This is a genomic window from Flavobacterium sp. W22_SRS_FP1 (genome assembly GCF_052113685.1).
In the GTDB taxonomy this organism is placed as follows: Bacteria; Bacteroidota; Bacteroidia; order Flavobacteriales; family Flavobacteriaceae; genus Flavobacterium.
The window spans coordinates 22177-39235 of the sequence record NZ_JBGQOE010000016.1; the positions used below are offsets into that span (position 1 = coordinate 22177).

Genomic DNA, 17059 nt, shown 5'->3' on the forward strand with positions numbered 1-17059 from the left:
ACGCTATTAAAACGATAATTATCAACTTAATACACATTATTTGTTGCGTTTAAATAGTAGTTTTTTAAAAAAATAAGTCTTTTATTCTATATTAACCTCAATCGCTGTGAATTGCTAAAATTGCAATATCTCTATCATATTGAGATTTCGCACCATAACCCGATACAAACAAGCCTTCAAGAATATCCCATTTGTGCTTAAGTATAATTACAATATAAAAACCAAAATGATCCGAGCTTTAAATTTGTTTTTTTGATACTAAAAAAGGGCCTCTATTAAAAAATAGATACTTCTTGAGATTCACTACCTTTGCAGCTTAGAATAAAAATATGTTATATAACGATTCAATAGTAGCATTGGCTACACCTTCAGGAGCAGGAGCCATAGCGGTAATCAGAATTTCCGGAAACGAAGCAATTACCATCGGCAACAGTGTTTTTAAGTCCATTAAAAACAAAGATTTACTAAAGCAAAAAACCCATACTTTACATCTAGGCCATATTATGGATGATACCAAAACCTTAGATGAAGTACTGGTTTCCATTTTCAAAGGACCTAATTCCTATACGGGCGAAAACACAATCGAAATATCCTGTCACGGCTCAACCTATATTCAGCAACAAATAATTCAGTTATTACTTCGCAAAGGATGCCGTATGGCCGATCCCGGTGAATTCACGCTAAGGGCTTTCCTTAACGGAAAACTCGACCTGTCACAGGCGGAAGCAGTAGCCGATTTGATTTCCTCCGACAATGAAGCCTCGCACCAAATTGCCATGCAACAAATGCGTGGTGGTTTCTCGAATGAGATAGCCAAATTGCGTGAAGAGTTATTGAATTTCGCCTCACTTATCGAATTGGAACTGGACTTTGCGGAAGAAGATGTCGAATTTGCCGACCGTACACAATTTCATGAATTATTAAACAGAATCGAGTTTGTCCTCAAACGACTTATCGATTCCTTCGCTGTAGGAAACGTAATCAAAAACGGTATTCCTGTGGCTATTGTAGGTGAACCCAATGTGGGGAAATCTACCTTATTGAATGCGCTATTAAATGAAGAACGAGCCATCGTTTCAGAAGTTGCGGGAACTACGCGCGATACGATTGAAGATGAATTGGTTATAGGAGGTATTGGCTTTAGATTCATTGATACCGCGGGAATCCGCGAAACGAAAGATATAGTGGAAAGTATTGGTATCAAAAAAACTTTTGAGAAAATAGAACAAGCACAACTAGTTATCTACCTCATGGATAGCTTAAAGTTTCAGGTTTCAGGATCAGAATCCATAATTGAAATTGAAAAAATTAAAAACAAATATCCGCTAAAACAAATTTTGATAGTTGCCAATAAAATCGACCAGTTACAAACAGATGAACTAGAATTACTGCAACAAGGGCTAGAAATATTAAACTTGAAACAACTATTTTTAAGTGCCAAAGAAAATATTGGTATCGAAGAACTGAAGGACCAATTGCTTTCTTTTGTAAATACCGGAGCCTTGCGCAACAACGAGACAATAGTCACAAATACGAGACATTACGACTCGCTGTTGAAAGCGTTAGACGAAATCCAAAAAGTGAAATACGGACTGGAAACAGAGCTCTCGAGTGACCTGATGGCTATTGATATCAAGGAAGCCTTGTATCACTTCGGAACGATTACGGGACAAGTTACAAATGACGAATTGCTAGGAAATATATTTGCAAACTTCTGTATCGGAAAGTAACCCGTCGTAAATAACTAAACACAAAGCCCATTAAAATAGGGCTTTTTTATGCCTATATATTAAAGCTTGTTTTGATAGCATTTTATTAATAGAAGCGACTAGCCATATTTTGCCTCGTTCGGATAAGAATTTCAGTAAGTTGTATTGGCTTTACCCCGCATTTAATTGTTATTAAAAATATATTAATTAAAATATCAAAAAAAAATCTATATTAGCATAATAATTCCTACTAAAATTATGTTTTTCAATACAGTGAACACAAAACAAGTTGTGTTACGTTACCTAGGCCTCCCCTGCTAGTTATTAAGTATTTGCACGAAAGAGAAATAATAACACATTTTTACTGAACATTACCTAATCATGAAACTAAAAGAAACCTTAATCATTGCTATTATACTAAGTATCATAAGCATTGGTGCCTGGGAGCTCTACTGGCGTTCTCAAGGCTTCTACCCAACATTAAATGACAACGAAGCTTTATGGGCGGCACAAAGAAGTAGGGTAGAAAAAGCTAGTAACAAAAAGACTCTTCTTATGGGTTCCTCTAGAGTGCTTTTTGACATACAGTTAAATGAATGGGAAGCCGAAACGGGCATTCGCCCTATTCAATTAGCATCTGTTGGTAGTTCTCCATTGCCAATATTTCATGATGTTGTGAATAATACTAAGTTTAACGGGACAATTGTAGTAGGCGTTACGCCGGGTTTGTTTTTTTCAACTACTTTTCCTAAAGCACAGCCTTGGGAATGGCCTCAATCAAAAGTCGACTACTATCAAAAAAGAACCTATGCTCAGATTTCAAACCATATGTTATCCCTGCCTCTTCAAAAAACCTTCGCTTTTTTAAGTGATGACCAAGGGGTTGACGGCATAAAGTTAAAAGAGTTACTGGGTAAAATAAATATAGGAAATCGTGTCCTCGACCCGATGCCACCATTTCATGAATTTGGCGAAATTGCAGAAGACAGAAATAACGTCATGAAGCAGATTACAGTTACAGATACGGCATATGCAAATTCTGTGGTTAAGGTATGGCAGTTTTTAATGAAAACCGCAGCAGCTGGACCACCTCCGGATAAAGCCGCGACAATGGCTTTCTTTTTAAATGATTTAAAAACATTTAAAGCTCGCGGTGGTCAAGTAATTTTGGTGAGATGTCCTTCAAGTGGTGGTGTAAGAATAGGAGAAAGCATGGGAGTCCCTAGGGCTTATTTCTGGGATGATTTAGTAAAAAAAGCTCAGGTGAGAAGTTACCATTTTGAAGATTATGACCAAATTAAAGATCTCAAATGTCCGGAAGAATCGCATCTTTCAGCTAAGGATGCTAAGTATTTCACAATAGAACTTATAAGAATAATGAAAGCTGATGGCGCATTAACTAATCTAAAAACCAACTAATAATGCTATTCAACTCACTAAGTTTTGTCTTATTTTTAATTATAGTTATAGCTCTATATTATTCAAAAGTATTTAATTGGACCAACAAAAAACGCATGCTGCTCTTTGCTAGTTATATTTTTTATGGTTTATGGAACCCTCCTTTAGTTCTTTTACTATGGATTTCGACAGTTGTTGATTGGGTTACAGGAAAAAAATTGGCTACCGAGGAGAATCAACATAAAAGAAAATTGTGGTTATTACTAAGTCTGGTAGTTAACTTAGGCTTTTTAACCTTTTTTAAATATCGTAATTTCCTTCTGGAAAATTTCAATACTGTAGTAAATTCATTTGGTTATGATTTTCATTCTCAACCAATGAATATCATATTACCAATGGGTATTTCCTTTTACACGTTTCAAACCATGTCTTATACAATCGATATGTATTTAAAACGAAGTGAACGCGCAAAAACGTTTTTAGATTTTGCTTTATATGTTACATTTTTTCCGCAATTAGTGGCTGGTCCTATCGTAAGAGCACAAGATTTAATTTCGCAATTTTATGAAGAAAAAAGAGCAACTGTAAATCAATTCATCTGGGGTTTGTTTTTACTGACTTTAGGTCTTTTTCAAAAAGTGGTGATGGCTGACACCTTACTGTCAGATGCGGTTGAAAAAGTATATGATGCAGATAAAACTTTAAATTTTTGGGATGCTTGGATGGGAACTTTAGCCTTTTCTGGTCAAATATTTTTTGATTTTGCTGGTTATTCAACCTGCGCCATCGGGATATCGTTAATGTTAGGTATTATTTTACCCGACAACTTTAAATACCCATATGGCTCTTTAGGTTTTGCTGATTTATGGAAACGATGGCACATTACCTTATCATCATGGTTACGCGATTATTTATATATTCCATTGGGTGGAAATCGTAATGGAATAGTAAGAATGTATAGTGCCCTTATGATCACCATGCTCGTGGGCGGACTCTGGCATGGTGCAGCTTGGACCTATATTGTTTGGGGAGGCTTACACGGAACTTATCTTATATTAGAAAGAATGCAGCGACACTATTTACCTTTTAAAATAACTGCACGGAACGGTATTTTTGTTGCATTTACGACATTCACATGTGTAAATATCACTTGGGTGTTTTTTAGAGCTAACAATTTTAAAACTGCCCTGAATATTATAGGCTCTATGTTTTATTTAAATCCCGAAGGAGAAAAAGTTCTAGGTTCTTTTGATATTTTACAAGTAGGCGTCATTATAGCAATACTTTTTTTATCCCACTGGTTTATGAGAAACACATCGGTTGAAGCCGTTTCAAAAAAAATATCTCCAATATCATTGGCAGTTATCTGGGCTATCATGTTTTTCTTAGTTGCTATTGCACAAGGTAGCGGTGAACAATTTATTTATTTTCAGTTTTAAGTTAAAAAAAGTATAATGCCATTACAGCAGCAAAAATCTTAAAAAGACTTATTTAACTTCATTAGCAAACCAAAATTATATTCGATACTGAGAAAATTAGAAGTCCCTTTAACGACAAGCTCCTAGACTTTATATAACGAAAGCCAAAATTAAAGAACTCGTAGATTTAGATATTTTCATGCGTATTAATATTGCTAACTGAATACTAATTCGTCTTTATCAAATACTAAAGATAACTTTTGCGATTTCTTAAATAATATTCCGATGCTATAGAATCGTTTAATACATTAACAGTAAGCCAGATAGCTATCGTTTTTTTTTACTATCTTTAAGCATATGAAAAAACACTTCAATATTATTATCGCTGGAGCGGGCGGCATTGCCGAAGCCGTTGGCTTATTGTTCATGGAATGGAGCGAGGTTACCCCAAGCCTTTTCATCGGTAACCGAACACTTTCAAAAGCACAGAAAGTATCACGATGGATTGAAGAAGGCAGCACTAAAAAAGGGGAAATAAAAGCCTTTCTTCTTCCAGAAAATGGACTTACTGACGAAATGCAAAAGCTATTCCTTAAAGGAGATATCATTCTTGACTGTCTTCCTGGTAGTCAGGCTCCTAAAATAGCACAGTTCGCCAAAGATTATGGAATGCATTACGCCAATCTAACTGAATATGTAGACGAAACTGAAAAAATAATGAAATTAGCGTCTGATGCCAAAACAGGTTTCGTACTTCAAACAGGTTTAGCCCCAGGTTATATTGACTTGTTAGCCCATGGCTTGTTCCAGCAATTTTGTAGTGATTATAGAGTCAACTCAGTTCATACACTAGAGTTTAAAGTTGGTGCGCTAACCAAGCATGCTGTTGCGCCTCATTACTATGGTTTTACTTGGAGCCCCATAGGAGTAGCAACTGAATATTTGAAAGATACCATCGTACTGCGCGATTACAACAAAACAACACTTCCTTCCCTTTCTGAAAGGGCGACTATTATAATTGATGGTATTACTTACGAAGAAGATCTGACTTCAGGAGGAGCTGCCGATTTGCCTGATGCATTAAAAGGTAAAGTTGGCATACTTGATTATAAAACTTTACGCTTTCCAGGACATTATGCTTGGATAGAAGAACAAATTAATACTACAGACGATAAATCAACTGCCATTCAAAAACTTCAGCACAAAATGGAAATTGCAATTCCACACGTTGAGGATGACCAAATTATATTGTACGCTGCCGTTGAAGGCAAAGATATTGAGGGTGTTTTGCGTCGTAGAGAGATAGCAAAAACTATACTTCCGCAAAAAGTCGGAAATCACAAACTGAGAGCCATACAAACAACTACAGCGGCACCTTTAGCGCAAGTAGCTCAATTACTACTTGAAACGAACCCTCATGGCGTTATCTTACAAAGTCAGATTGATCCTATTGCATTTCTCAAAGGTAATTTTATAACAAGAGTATATGGCTAAATTTATAAAAGCAGCGCGGCAAACAAACTGAAAGACAATATATACAAGACCCATAAACGGCGCTCTATTTCTTTTCATATTGTCAAGCTATATTTAGGAACTATAACCGATTCTAGTTAATCAACCACTTTCAAGCTTATAGCATCGTCTTTTACTGAACTAGAATACCAATTACAGAGATAAATAAGTTGTTTGAACCTGTTATAATCTATAGAAAAAAACGAATTAGGGTTTCAAAGAACCATACCTAAATAAATCAAACTCAGACAGCTTTTTATAAAATTTCATCCTACTTTTGCATAGAAAATAGTAGCCTAAAAATGAGAACCTATTACATCAATAACGGCAATGAAAATGCTGGACCTTTTACGCTTGAGGAATTAAAAACCCAACAAATAAAAGAAAACACACTAGTCTGGTCTCAAGGTATGGACGAATGGAAACATGCAATTGACTTTGCGGAGTTTAAACCTTTTTTCACAGAAATTGTAGTTCCTGTGAAAAAAGCGACTTTCCCTCCACAAGTAAAACCAACAAAAAAAGGAATAACTGTTTTTGGGCTCACGAAAGCTTATTTCTTTTATGCGCTAGGTTTTTCAGCTATAATGATAACCGTTTTTATTCTTACTATTATTCAGAATAATAAAAGAAATGAATTAGACCTGAAAAATAAGCAAACAGAGTTTGGTAACGTACAAGTTGAGCTACAACAAAAAGAATCTAATGAGCAACGCATTCAACAAGAAATACAAAAAAGAATAGAAACTGAAAATAATAACAAAAGAAGAAAAGATTCCATTACTATTTGTCTTTCTGAAATCAAGATCTTGCTTATCGATGATAAAGAGAAGCTAGCTGAAGCTAAAAACAATTTATCTGATGCCGAAAATTTTAAATTGTTACGTCCCGCAACGACCAAAGAAGAGCAGATTCTCCTAATCCAAAATGAGATAGAAAAGTGGGGACGAGAAGTTGATCAACTAGAAAATGAAGCCAATAGATTGTCTCTAATGCTAGAAAGGATAAATTAAAGCTTGTTTCAAAAAAATACTAATCACATTTTAACCAGCCTGTAATGCTCATTCGGGTATTTTGAGTCACTAAGACTTCATGAAGTAACTCATCACTTTTAAAGAAAACTGTTTTGCCTTGTATAGGTGTGATTTTCTGATTGAATTTTTCTTGCTGAATTAACAATTCTCCTCCATCACTGGGCTGCCAATTACTGTTCAAATAGCTAATCATCGAATATTTTCGACTTGGACTATTTTGAAACTGATCCAAATGAGGCAAATAAAAATCGCCTTTCTCATACAATGAATAATGAAATTCATAACCAGTAATACCTGTGAAACAACTCTCATTTAAATAACTTATAAAGGCCTCAATTTGTTCAAAAAAAGCATTTTCAGATGCATTGTTGTTTTTTTTATCAAGCCAAAAAATAGAATCACTACGAACGGCATTATCATAAACTATAGCTTGTGAGTTTCCTGTTCCCGCAGCAATCAATAAGTCTTGTTGGTTTAGTGCTATTAAATTTTGCTTTAAGCTGTTTGCCAAATCATCACTTAAAAAATTTTCAGATATACCTACTTTATTATCAATATAAGTAGTAATCAAAGCTTCAAAGCTATTTTCCATTAGGTTTTCAGTAACCGCAAGTACGGTCAACCGTCCCAAGGTAGTATATATTCTACCACATCTGACATACTGGTACTATTATAGCTTTAATTAAAAAAAAATAGCGCTTAGAAATTATTTTCTAAGCGCTATTAAATAATAACAGTAGACTGTGTTTTAAAGTTTACTGATATAACTTCCGTAGGTATCCTTGAACTGATATCCGTCTTCCATTCTATCTTTACTCAGTTTTTTGTGTTCGACCATTGCCCAAAGAATAAACTCCTTCATAAATAATCGATCTTCTTTTTCTAAACCCGGTTGGTATTTCTTTAGTAAAATTTCCAGAGGCACAATAGCTCCCAGAATTCTACTGTATTCCTCATCAGAACAATCATCTAATAATTCAAAACCACTTTCGGCAAAGAACCATTCAATCAAATCTGTATAAGCTGTTTTCTCGTCTGGTTTTTCCAGTTTTTCAATTTTGGGGAAATAACCCGGGAAAAAAGTTTTAATCGCAGCTCCCAAAAGATTTTGGGCTACGGCAGCAGCTCCCTCCTGCTCTCCTTCGTATACTAATTCTACTTTACCAGTAATCGCAGGAATAATACCCATAAAATCAGACAATCGCACTGTTGTTTTATCGTCTCCAGATTTCAATGCTCTTCGTTCAGCAGTGCTCAATAAATTCTCAAAAGCAGTGATGCTCAATCTGGCACTTACGCCACTTTTATTATCGATGTATTCGCTTTCACGAGCTTCAAAACTAATTTGTTCTAACAAGTCTCTTGCCAATGAAGGCACATGCACCATCTCGTTTTGAAATGCGTTCAGTTTAGCTTCTTGTTCTGTAATCGTTCTTGCAATTTTTATCGTTTCAGGATAATGCGTCAATATTTGAGAGCCTATTCGATCTTTAAGAGGTGTTACAATACTTCCTCTATTTGTATAATCCTCTGGGTTTGCGGTAAAAACAAACTGCATATCCAGCGGCATACGCAATTTAAATCCACGAATTTGAATATCTCCTTCCTGTAGAATATTAAACAATGCTACTTGAATCCTAGCCTGTAAATCAGGTAGTTCATTAATTACAAAAATGCAACGGTTCGCTCTTGGGATCATCCCGAAATGAATCACACGATCATCCGCATAGGACAGCTTTAAATTAGCGGCTTTTATTGGGTCAACATCCCCTATCAAATCGGCTACAGTAACATCAGGGGTAGCTAGTTTCTCAGAGAAACGGTCACTTCTGTGCAACCATGAAATTGGAGTGGCATCTCCCTTGCTTTCAATTATATCCTTCGCATAACGAGAAATTGGACTAAATGGATCATCATTAATTTCAGAACCCGCAACAAAAGGTACATATTCATCTAATAATTCGACCATTTTACGCGCCAATCTAGTTTTCGCCTGACCACGAAGGCCTAACAAATTAATGTTATGACGGGACAAAATGGCTCGCTCCATTTCTGGAATTACGGTGTTTTCAAAACCATGAACACCTTCAAAAGCCGGTTTTCCTGATTTTATTCTTTCTCTCAGATTGTTCCTTAATTCATCCTTGATACTTTTGCTTTCGTATCTTAATGCTTTTAGTTCGCCTAAAGTATTTATATTTTCTATTTTCATGTTTTTCAATTGTCTTTGTATTTTTTATTCTATTCTCTTTAATCTATCCTCTTTAATCTATCCTCTTTATTCTATCCTCTTTATTCTATCCTCTTTATTCTGCTCTCTTCTCCCTTTAAAACTTATTTAATCCTCTTCTTCCTGTTTGTTTCATAATCTTCAAAAATCATTTCGCCTAAGCCTTTAAGTCCTGTATAAAAAGCTTTCCCTTGATTGGCTTCGGTAAATCGATTAACAAATTTCTGTAAATAAGGATCATTAGCGATCATAAAGGTAGTAATAGGAATATGCAGTTTTCGGGCTTGTTGCGCCTGACTGTAACACTTATCTACAATATACTCATCTAGACCATTACTGTTCATATAATAAGAACCATCACGTTCGCGCACGCAGCTTGGTTTTCCATCTGTAATCATAAAAATTTGCTTATTGGTATTCCGCTTTCTGCGCAATAAATCCATCGCTAGTTGTAAACCTGCTACTGTGTTGGTATGGAATGGTCCGACTTTCAAATAAGGTAAATCTTTGATTTCAATGGTCCACGCATCATTCCCGAACACCAAAATATCTAAAGTATCTTTTGGATAACGGGTCGTGATTAATTCTGCAAGAGCCATTGCTACTTTTTTGGCAGGAGTGATTCGGTCTTCACCATACAGAATCATACTGTGACTGATGTCAATCATGAGAATGGTACTCATTTGCGATTTATACTGAGTTTCTTCAACAACCAAGTCGTTTTCGGTTAGCATGAAGTCTTCCACGCCATTATTGATTTGAGCATTTCGCAAACTTTCGGTCAATGAAATCCGCTCCAAACCATCCCCAAAATGAAATTCCCGAAATTCTCCGGTATGCTCATCGCCACCTCCAGATTGCTTGGTTTTATGATTCCCGCTACCAGACCGTTTTAAATTTCCGAAAATTTGATCTAAAGCTTGTTGTCTAATAGCCCTTTCGGTTTTCGCTGTAATTACAAGCCCTGAAGTTCCATCGTCTTTAAGCTCATCTCGGATGTAGCCTTTTTTCTTTAAATCCTCGATAAAATCATCAATTGTATAATGTTCATCTGTGAGTTTATATTCCTTGTCTAATTCGCGCAACCAGTCAATGGCTTCGTCAAAATCACCCGAAGTATGAGTGATTAATTCTTTGAAAATACCAAAGAGTTTCTCAAACGGAGACTGATTAGGCGCTTCATATTGCTTAAAATAAAACCCTTTTTTATTGTCTTTTTCCATAGCCCATAAAATTACGTCATTTTAAAATGTACTTCAACCAAACGGTTACTAATTTTAAGTTAAAACAGAAAGTTCGCTATCTTAAAATAATTTGGGCGTGACCACGAGGGTCGTGCTGTCCGTTCTCAATCCACGCAAAATAGCGTGGGATTTCCACTTCCATCACTCACGCGATACCTAGGATTAAAAAAGTACTATTTCTAAAGATTTAGTAAAACTCACCGTCAACATAAAACCATTTCCCATCTTCCACCTTAAATGTTGAGTGTTCATGATGCATTTGCATCTGCATCTGGGAATCGAGATAAAAAGCCTTAAACTCAACTTTATTGTCTCTCGAGTGTATTATTTCTAATTTTATCCATTGATTGCTTTGGGACCACTCAAGAATGTCTTTCTTATTATGGTTTATACGGGTTGAAGGATGGGTCGTTGCTACCAAATAGCCCGCGTTATGCGTGGCATATGCCGAATATCTAGACCGCATTAAAGACTCTGCAGTAGGTGCCATTTCGCTAGCATTTATATACAGATTGCAACAATCATTAAATTTCATTTGGGAACCGCAATAGCATTCTGTCTCTTTCATTTTATCCCCTTATTATGCTTGCCCATTAAGTGCCAGTATAGATTGCTGCAACTGATTCAACAACACCTGATATTTACTGATTTCGATTAAGTCTTCATCATCGTCTGAGTAGTCTAACAATTCATCTAAGACCTCGCTTACATCAACCAATTTATTATTGGCTTCTTTAGCATTTCTAGCACCAATTAAATCAATTATTTCCTGAACGCCCTTTTTTAAATCTGTGAATTTATTATCATCCATGTTATTTTCTCTTATTTAGTTTCTGACGCATTCGTGTCATTATATTTCTTTAGAATCTGTTTTAATTTTTCCTTACGACTAATTTCGGCCTGCTTTAACCTATCTTGGGCTTTATGCAACTTATCGTTGTGTTTTTTAATATTTTTTTCGTTATTTCTGCTCATAATAGTATTTATTTAATTGGAATTCAGACCCAGTTTTAGCGCGGGAATATCGAATTAATACTTTTTCTGAATCTCTTAAAATCCCGCTCGCAACTAATTATTTTCAAAGTTCGGCATATTTAATACAATAAAAAAATATTGAAAAACTAGAACAAATAAGTACCAGCCACTTAAAACTAGAGCGAGATTTTAAAGATGTGCTCAACCACTTAAGTCAATTCCCTCTTTATTTCTTCTAGCACTTTTTTGGTAAAAATCAATTCGGTTATGATTTCGTTTCGCAGATCATCAAGATCTTCATATTCAAAATACTTGGCCCAAGACGTCAGATTGAGGAGGTTCCGTATTTGCTTTATTCTTTTAGTGGTTTCAAAACTATTACGAAGAATAGCTTTGCCATCGTAATCTGGATTATTTTTATGCTGGTAATTGACTGTTTTTTTGATATGATTCATTTCTATATAGTACAGTTCATCCAAAGCATTATCGGGGTAAAAGCTAGTCCAAGAGGCAAAACCTAATTTAAATTTTGATTCCGACTCTGGTTCTAGGGCTACCAAGCGCCACTTACTATTGGCCAATCGCCCCCAATGATTTGACAATCGATACATCCCTATTTCACTGTAAAAGTAACTGCTACCGGATTTACTTTCATATTGAGCCGCTACTCCCTCAATTTCATTTATTAGCACTTCTTGGAACACACAGAAAGTGTTTTTAAAGGACTTAGAACTAGGGCGAAATGTTTTTTGCATGCGCAAATATAATCAGAATACGGAGAACCTAGCCAGACAACTAATATTTGATTAACTTTGCAGTTCGAATTTTTTAAAACAAACAGATAATGACCAAAGCTTCAGAAGAAAGAATGTTACAAAAGGGAGTATATACCGGAATAATTGAAAAAGATGAAAACAACAATTTCTTTTGCGGTGAGTTCCTTTTAGATTATAAAATGGTTATGGCCAAACATGTTGTTGGTGACATGATTACAATTAAATCAATTATAGAAAACCCCAGCGACATAAGCTACAATAAGTACCCGAAAAAGTCGAAAAATTTCGATAAAGCCAATAACAAACCACAGCAATAGTATCTCTTTTGATTAGATATTTCACAGAAAAAGAAGTAAACAGTCCTTTTTTAGAATATTTTTTAGTCTCTAACTAAAGAGTTAAAAAAAAGTGTACCTTTGCAAAAAATTTGTCGGAACGGAAATCACATTATATTAATTTCTTATTAAAAGACAAGTAGTTACCTTATTATATGAAAAAAATAGTTGAATACCGCAAATTGCTAAATGTAGATAAAACTGCAGAGCTAAAAGATTTGAAAACGATTTACCGTAACTCTATGAAGGAATGTCATCCTGATAAATTTCAAGGTGATGAAGCTGGATTAAAAGTAGCGGAAGAAAAAAGTAAACAAGTTATTGAAGCTTATCATTTTTTGGTAAGTATCAATCCTGAAACTACTAAACTAAACTTACCAGAATATACAGAAACAATTAACACAGCTACGATCAAAGATTACAAATTTGTTGAAGGTAGATTGATTATAGATTTTTCTAACGGTAGCGTTTACGAATATATCAGTGTTCCCAAGGCTACATATGTGAAGATGGTGAATGCTTCTTCTCCTGGAAGGTTTGCAAAACGACATATTCTAAACTCTTTTACTTGGAGAAAAACATTGAATCAAGATTAATTTTTTTATAGAAAATGTAAAAAGCACCCTTAAGGGTGCTTTTTTTTTTGATTCTTAATTACCGTCCTTTTCTGATACTATTTTAAAATAGTCCTGCCTTTCATTTTAAATCGCATCCACTATTGTGCAGTAAACTTGTTTTTAGTATATTAGCTATCCGAAAAAATAAATTTACATGACTACTTCATACAACCTTTACAAATCACAATATAAAAAAGCTAAAGAAACACTAGATGTTTTAATCATTAATAGAACTAAGATCGAATTAAAACTCGAGTCGGACCCTATTAATCCCAATTTACATAAAGAACTAAGAAATGTGATTCTTGACATTAAAATTACACGAAACGAATTAGAGCAAGCTGAATCTGACGTCAAACAATGTGAATTGAAATAATATCTACTAAAAACTGAGCTTTCCACATATTCATTTTTGAAAAGTAGTTCTCAATTACTTTATCTATAATAATACTGTATCAGTAGCCCTTCATTTTCTGACATTACCCTATAATTCAGATCTTCCCTTTATTTATTTTAGTTGTTTTTATTAAGAGTAAATAGTCAATCCTATCCTAACTGCTCACGTAAAAGATACATCTGTGAAATAAACGCTAACACGCTATTAATTCTACAATAAAGAACGCAAATACTTTAGCACTTCATAAAAAATTTAATAAAAAAATAACAAAAATTTAGGTTATAAAATTTATTGTACTTTAATAAAATTAAATACTTTTGCACTCTTAACTTAATTAACTAATTAACAATGAAAAAAATAATTTTATTACTTTCTGTTGCTATTGTTTTATTTTCTTGCAACAAAGTTGGAAAAGACGAATTCCTTATCACTGGTACTGCAACTGGTATTGAAAATGGTAAAACTATAATTCTAGAAACTCAAGACCCTACGACAGGCGCAATAACTGCTTTAGATACTGTAAAGGTAGAAAATGGAAAATTTGAAATTAAGGGTAAAATTACGGAACCTGCTTTCCACACTATCCTTTTAGAATCAGTACCAGGAAAAGCACCTTACGGAAAAATTCCTTTTATCTTAGAGAATGGAGAAATTACTATTGCTATAGATAAAGACAGTATTCAAAAATCTAAAGTTTCGGGTACCTACAGTAATGATGAGTATGTGAAATTTAATGAGGATATTAAAGTAGTTCAGAAGAAACTAATGGATTTTCAAACTCAAAACATGCAAGCAATGAATACAGCACAGCAAACTAAAGACACTGCTGTAATCAATAAATTAATGCAAGGGTTTTCAAAATTACAACAAGAAGTAGGTGAAGCATCTAAAGCAAAATATACTAGCTACGCAGAGACTCATCCTAAATCTTACATTAGTGTATTAATTGTACAAGGTATGGTTAACGACCCAAGTGCCGACACTAAAAAAACAGAAACAATTTATAACAGCTTAGACGAATCTTTAAAAAAGACTAAAGCTGGTGTAGCTGTAAAAGCAAAACTTACTGAAACAAATTCTCCTGCTGTTGGCGCTAGTACGGCACCAGTTGGAGGTGCTAACTGAACTTCAAATTTTTCTGCACCTAATCCAGAGGGAAAAGTTGTTTCTCTAAAAGAAAGCTTAGGTAAAGTTACAATTGTTGATTTTTGGGCATCATGGTGCGCTCCATGTAGACAAGAAAACCCAAATGTGGTTGCCATCTATAAAGAGTTACATCCAAAAGGCTTAAACATCATTGGAGTTTCATTAGATAAAGATGCCGCTAAATGGAAAGAAGCTATTGCAAAAGATAAGTTAACTTGGAATCAAGTTTCTAATTTAAAATTTTGGGATGAGCCAATTGCCGCTCAATATGAAGTCGAAGCTATCCCTGCTACCTTCATTCTCGATGCTTCAGGTAAAATAGTAGCAAGGGACTTAAGAGGCGATGAACTTAGAGCAAAAATCATCGAACTTTTGGCAAAATAATACGTTTATTTGAGCAAAATAAAAAAATCTCCCTAGTGGAGATTTTTTTATTTTATTCAATACCAATACATTAAAAACAATACAGAAATTAAGTTCGAAATTAATTTGGAAACACGAAAACAGTTTCTATATTTGCACCCGCATACAACAACTAAGTGTTGTACTCAAAGGCTTCGGGGAGATACTCAAGCGGCCAACGAGGGCAGACTGTAAATCTGCTGACTACGTCTTCGTAGGTTCGAATCCTACTCTCCCCACTAAAACGCTGCAAGAAATTGTAGCGTTTTTTTTGCACTTTTAAAGGACCAGCGATCTGCTTTTTTGGATTTAATTCAGCTACCCTTACATAAAGGATTCTTCTAAATCAAAAGTCCCCTCTTCTTTTGAAAAGAGAGGGGACTTTTGATTTTTAACTACTGTAATTTTTATTCTAAAATAAAACTCACACTTACATTTGCAGTTATTGTAATTTCTCCTTCAGCAAGTGTTTCACGAGTGGTTGCACTTTCATCCATTGCCATTGTTTTCATTCTTGCATAAACAGGCTGCGGCTGATAGTTTTGTGAATTATCTGTGATAGTAATCGCTCGACCTACTTTTTGTCCTAAGACGGACACATAGTCTTCGGCTTTAAGCTTTGCATCCTTCATCGCCAATTTTCTAGCATCTGACTGATATTGGGATGCTTTTGACGATTGAAAGGTAACATTGTCAATTCGGTTAATTCCTTGATCCACTAGACCTTCCATCAATTCATCATATTTCGACAAATCTTTTAATAGAATTTCGACGCTTTGGGTAGCATTGTACGATGTTTTCTTTTTCTCGTAATCAAAAATCGGATTTAAGGAAACACGTTGCGTTCTAAAATCAGCTGGCGCTAAATGCATCTTTTTTATTGTTTTTAACACCGCTTCCATTTGCTTGTCGTTTTCGTTTTTAACGTCTTTGGCGTTATTCCCTTTTGTTTCGACGGTAGCTGTTATGGCGACTTGATCTGGAACAACCTTAATTATACCTTCTCCTGATACACTGATTTGAGGAAGCTGTTTCACTTCCTGTGCGTAAGACATTCCCATAAATAATAGGGATAGAATTAATACTGCTTTTTTCATCTTGTAAAATTTAAATTATTTATTGATGTATTGTCTTCCAATATTTATGCTACTATAGTTTGCCCATTTTGGCCATTGCAAAAAGGATAATAATAGGAATGGTTAACAATACAACCATGAACGTCTGTTCAACAAGCAAACTTGGATTAGTTATAATGGTGATTAAATAACCACCTATTGCACCTCCAAAATGCGCCGTGTGACCTATATTATCATTCTTGGCTTTCATACCGTAAATTGAATATAACAAATAAAGAATTCCAAAAAGATATGCAGGCATTGGAATTATAAAAAAGATACCTAACATCATATCCGGTTGCAATAGTATTGCAGAATATAAAACACCAGTAACCGCACCCGAAGCACCTACAGCCCTATAATTATAATCATCTTTGTGGAATAAAATAGTTAATAAGCTCCCAAAAATTAAACTACCAAAATAGACAACAACAAATAAAAATGCACCCATATAAGCAATAACAACTGGAGCGAAAAAGTAAAGCGTAATCATGTTAAAAGCCAAATGCGCAATGTCAGCATGAAGGAAACCGGAAGATAAAATTCTAATTTGTTCACCTGAGCGAACGCTTCCCATATGAAATTCATATTTTCTAAAAAAGGAATTATCATTAAATCCTTTGTAACTAAAAAGTGCATTTGCAACAATTATTGCAATTAATATAAAATTCATAAAGTGTATTTATTGTGAATTACAAATGTAGTGATTCTCCAATACTCCATTAGTCTCTTCTTATAAATTATATGAATC

The 17059-nt window shown here is 34.6% G+C and carries 18 protein-coding genes, 1 tRNA gene and 1 pseudogene; 11 read left to right on the forward strand and 9 right to left on the reverse strand.

Features of this window, described 5'->3' with window-relative positions; all coding sequences use genetic code 11:
- Positions 1 to 329 precede the first annotated feature (329 nt).
- The 5 genes from mnmE (at position 330) to ACEN2H_RS10345 (ending at position 7050) form a co-directional block, all read left to right on the forward strand.
- Positions 330 to 1730, forward strand: coding sequence for a tRNA uridine-5-carboxymethylaminomethyl(34) synthesis GTPase MnmE (gene mnmE / locus ACEN2H_RS10325; protein ID WP_441732263.1), 1401 nt, complete (start codon positions 330 to 332; stop codon positions 1728 to 1730).
- A 360-nt stretch (positions 1731 to 2090) separates the two neighbouring features.
- Entirely contained in the window at positions 2091 to 3128 is a 1038-nt protein-coding gene (locus ACEN2H_RS10330; protein ID WP_441732264.1) for a hypothetical protein, read from the forward strand.
- 2 nt (positions 3129 to 3130) lie between these two features.
- The gene (locus ACEN2H_RS10335; RefSeq protein ID WP_441732265.1) at positions 3131 to 4546 is read left to right on the forward strand and encodes an MBOAT family O-acyltransferase; all 1416 of its coding nucleotides are present in this window, start codon (positions 3131 to 3133) and stop codon (positions 4544 to 4546) included.
- Positions 4547 to 4882: 336 nt separating this feature from the next.
- Complete coding sequence (locus ACEN2H_RS10340) at positions 4883 to 6019, forward strand: saccharopine dehydrogenase family protein (protein WP_441732266.1); 1137 nt, start codon at positions 4883 to 4885, stop codon at positions 6017 to 6019.
- A gap of 320 nt (positions 6020 to 6339) precedes the next feature.
- Positions 6340 to 7050: a GYF domain-containing protein gene (locus ACEN2H_RS10345; RefSeq protein ID WP_441732267.1), complete on the forward strand. Its 711-nt coding sequence runs from the start codon at positions 6340 to 6342 to the stop codon at positions 7048 to 7050.
- Between the two features lie 19 nt (positions 7051 to 7069).
- Here ACEN2H_RS10345 and ACEN2H_RS10350 read toward each other — a convergent pair whose 3' ends face one another.
- The 7 genes from ACEN2H_RS10350 to ACEN2H_RS10380 form a co-directional block, all read right to left on the reverse strand.
- Positions 7070 to 7663, reverse strand: coding sequence for a 2OG-Fe(II) oxygenase (locus ACEN2H_RS10350; protein ID WP_441732268.1), 594 nt, complete (start codon positions 7661 to 7663; stop codon positions 7070 to 7072).
- Positions 7664 to 7819: 156 nt separating this feature from the next.
- Complete coding sequence (locus tag ACEN2H_RS10355; protein ID WP_441732269.1) at positions 7820 to 9283, reverse strand: magnesium chelatase; 1464 nt, start codon at positions 9281 to 9283, stop codon at positions 7820 to 7822.
- 122 nt (positions 9284 to 9405) lie between these two features.
- The gene (locus tag ACEN2H_RS10360; RefSeq protein WP_441732270.1) at positions 9406 to 10524 is read right to left on the reverse strand and encodes a vWA domain-containing protein; all 1119 of its coding nucleotides are present in this window, start codon (positions 10522 to 10524) and stop codon (positions 9406 to 9408) included.
- Between the two features lie 208 nt (positions 10525 to 10732).
- The gene (locus ACEN2H_RS10365) at positions 10733 to 11113 is read right to left on the reverse strand and encodes a YchJ family protein (protein ID WP_441732271.1); all 381 of its coding nucleotides are present in this window, start codon (positions 11111 to 11113) and stop codon (positions 10733 to 10735) included.
- 12 nt (positions 11114 to 11125) lie between these two features.
- Complete coding sequence (locus ACEN2H_RS10370; RefSeq protein WP_441732272.1) at positions 11126 to 11356, reverse strand: hypothetical protein; 231 nt, start codon at positions 11354 to 11356, stop codon at positions 11126 to 11128.
- A gap of 11 nt (positions 11357 to 11367) precedes the next feature.
- Positions 11368 to 11520, reverse strand: coding sequence for a hypothetical protein (locus tag ACEN2H_RS10375; RefSeq protein WP_441732273.1), 153 nt, complete (start codon positions 11518 to 11520; stop codon positions 11368 to 11370).
- Positions 11521 to 11729: 209 nt separating this feature from the next.
- Positions 11730 to 12275, reverse strand: coding sequence for a hypothetical protein (locus tag ACEN2H_RS10380; protein ID WP_441732274.1), 546 nt, complete (start codon positions 12273 to 12275; stop codon positions 11730 to 11732).
- A gap of 89 nt (positions 12276 to 12364) precedes the next feature.
- On the opposite strand from ACEN2H_RS10380, the gene ACEN2H_RS10385 reads away from it, so the two are divergent.
- The 6 genes and pseudogenes from ACEN2H_RS10385 to ACEN2H_RS10410 all read left to right on the forward strand — a co-directional run bounded on the left by ACEN2H_RS10385 (position 12365) and on the right by ACEN2H_RS10410 (position 15432).
- Positions 12365 to 12613 carry a hypothetical protein gene (locus tag ACEN2H_RS10385; RefSeq protein WP_441732275.1) on the forward strand — a complete coding sequence of 83 codons (249 nt, stop codon included), beginning with the start codon at positions 12365 to 12367 and terminating at the stop codon, positions 12611 to 12613.
- Between the two features lie 173 nt (positions 12614 to 12786).
- Positions 12787 to 13227 carry a KTSC domain-containing protein gene (locus ACEN2H_RS10390; protein ID WP_441732276.1) on the forward strand — a complete coding sequence of 147 codons (441 nt, stop codon included), beginning with the start codon at positions 12787 to 12789 and terminating at the stop codon, positions 13225 to 13227.
- 175 nt (positions 13228 to 13402) lie between these two features.
- Positions 13403 to 13624 carry a hypothetical protein gene (locus ACEN2H_RS10395; RefSeq protein WP_441732277.1) on the forward strand — a complete coding sequence of 74 codons (222 nt, stop codon included), beginning with the start codon at positions 13403 to 13405 and terminating at the stop codon, positions 13622 to 13624.
- Between the two features lie 369 nt (positions 13625 to 13993).
- Positions 13994 to 14770 carry a DUF4369 domain-containing protein gene (locus tag ACEN2H_RS10400; protein ID WP_441732278.1) on the forward strand — a complete coding sequence of 259 codons (777 nt, stop codon included), beginning with the start codon at positions 13994 to 13996 and terminating at the stop codon, positions 14768 to 14770.
- Between the two features lie 18 nt (positions 14771 to 14788).
- Positions 14789 to 15175: pseudogene (locus ACEN2H_RS10405) on the forward strand (TlpA family protein disulfide reductase); the annotation flags it as partial.
- Between the two features lie 175 nt (positions 15176 to 15350).
- Positions 15351 to 15432: transfer RNA gene (locus ACEN2H_RS10410), tRNA-Tyr, on the forward strand.
- A gap of 168 nt (positions 15433 to 15600) precedes the next feature.
- Here ACEN2H_RS10410 and ACEN2H_RS10415 read toward each other — a convergent pair.
- On the reverse strand, positions 15601 to 16290 hold the full coding sequence (locus ACEN2H_RS10415; RefSeq protein WP_441732279.1) for an SIMPL domain-containing protein: 690 nt from the start codon (positions 16288 to 16290) through the stop codon (positions 15601 to 15603).
- 52 nt (positions 16291 to 16342) lie between these two features.
- Positions 16343 to 16981 (reverse strand): rhomboid family intramembrane serine protease, encoded by a 639-nt coding sequence (locus ACEN2H_RS10420; RefSeq protein ID WP_441732280.1) that lies wholly within the window; start codon positions 16979 to 16981, stop codon positions 16343 to 16345.
- Between the last annotated feature and the right edge of the window lie 78 nt (positions 16982 to 17059).

Excerpts from the sequence above, each read along its gene's own strand:
- mnmE (WP_441732263.1), top strand. The coding sequence starts at position 330 with ATGTTATATAACGATTCAATAGTAGCATTGGCTACACCTTCAGGAGCA.
- ACEN2H_RS10330 (WP_441732264.1), top strand. The coding sequence starts at position 2,091 with ATGAAACTAAAAGAAACCTTAATCATTGCTATTATACTAAGTATCATA.
- ACEN2H_RS10335 (WP_441732265.1), top strand. The coding sequence starts at position 3,131 with ATGCTATTCAACTCACTAAGTTTTGTCTTATTTTTAATTATAGTTATA.
- ACEN2H_RS10340 (WP_441732266.1), top strand. The coding sequence starts at position 4,883 with ATGAAAAAACACTTCAATATTATTATCGCTGGAGCGGGCGGCATTGCC.
- ACEN2H_RS10345 (WP_441732267.1), top strand. The coding sequence starts at position 6,340 with ATGAGAACCTATTACATCAATAACGGCAATGAAAATGCTGGACCTTTT.
- ACEN2H_RS10350 (WP_441732268.1), bottom strand. The coding sequence starts at position 7,663 with ATGGAAAATAGCTTTGAAGCTTTGATTACTACTTATATTGATAATAAA.
- ACEN2H_RS10355 (WP_441732269.1), bottom strand. The coding sequence starts at position 9,283 with ATGAAAATAGAAAATATAAATACTTTAGGCGAACTAAAAGCATTAAGA.
- ACEN2H_RS10360 (WP_441732270.1), bottom strand. The coding sequence starts at position 10,524 with ATGGAAAAAGACAATAAAAAAGGGTTTTATTTTAAGCAATATGAAGCG.
- ACEN2H_RS10365 (WP_441732271.1), bottom strand. The coding sequence starts at position 11,113 with ATGAAAGAGACAGAATGCTATTGCGGTTCCCAAATGAAATTTAATGAT.
- ACEN2H_RS10370 (WP_441732272.1), bottom strand. The coding sequence starts at position 11,356 with ATGGATGATAATAAATTCACAGATTTAAAAAAGGGCGTTCAGGAAATA.
- ACEN2H_RS10375 (WP_441732273.1), bottom strand. The coding sequence starts at position 11,520 with ATGAGCAGAAATAACGAAAAAAATATTAAAAAACACAACGATAAGTTG.
- ACEN2H_RS10380 (WP_441732274.1), bottom strand. The coding sequence starts at position 12,275 with ATGCAAAAAACATTTCGCCCTAGTTCTAAGTCCTTTAAAAACACTTTC.
- ACEN2H_RS10385 (WP_441732275.1), top strand. The coding sequence starts at position 12,365 with ATGACCAAAGCTTCAGAAGAAAGAATGTTACAAAAGGGAGTATATACC.
- ACEN2H_RS10390 (WP_441732276.1), top strand. The coding sequence starts at position 12,787 with ATGAAAAAAATAGTTGAATACCGCAAATTGCTAAATGTAGATAAAACT.
- ACEN2H_RS10395 (WP_441732277.1), top strand. The coding sequence starts at position 13,403 with ATGACTACTTCATACAACCTTTACAAATCACAATATAAAAAAGCTAAA.
- ACEN2H_RS10400 (WP_441732278.1), top strand. The coding sequence starts at position 13,994 with ATGAAAAAAATAATTTTATTACTTTCTGTTGCTATTGTTTTATTTTCT.
- ACEN2H_RS10415 (WP_441732279.1), bottom strand. The coding sequence starts at position 16,290 with ATGAAAAAAGCAGTATTAATTCTATCCCTATTATTTATGGGAATGTCT.
- ACEN2H_RS10420 (WP_441732280.1), bottom strand. The coding sequence starts at position 16,981 with ATGAATTTTATATTAATTGCAATAATTGTTGCAAATGCACTTTTTAGT.